1 pseudogene is annotated in these 302 nt (G+C 40.7%); it reads left to right on the top strand.

From position 1 onward, the window contains the following. A pseudogene (locus tag ITJ86_RS17710) lies at positions 1-302 on the top strand (T9SS type B sorting domain-containing protein); the annotation flags it as partial.

Below are 302 nucleotides of genomic sequence, written 5' to 3'. Positions count from 1 at the left end.
GTATTTGTTACAGACCTGAATACATCCACAGTGACCAATTGTACTCATATAGATACAACAGACGTTATAGAAAGCGAACCGCCAAGTGTAAGCGTTGAACTAGTAACACAAGCCTTTGCAGATAATCATACTATCGAAGCTGTAGCAAGCGGAATTGGAGTGTATGAATACAGTTTAGATGGAGGGCCATGGCAAGACGAAGGGACCTTTACCAACCTATCTTCAGGAGAACATGAGATCACAGCAAGAGACAAGAATGGCTGTGGATTAGTTACCGTATCAAAATTTATAATCGATTATCC

This window comes from Winogradskyella marina (assembly GCF_015645385.1).
Classification (GTDB): Bacteria; Bacteroidota; Bacteroidia; order Flavobacteriales; family Flavobacteriaceae; genus Winogradskyella; species Winogradskyella marina.
Note: the sequence above shows the minus strand (reverse complement) of the source record. Positions and strands in the feature narration are given on the sequence as shown.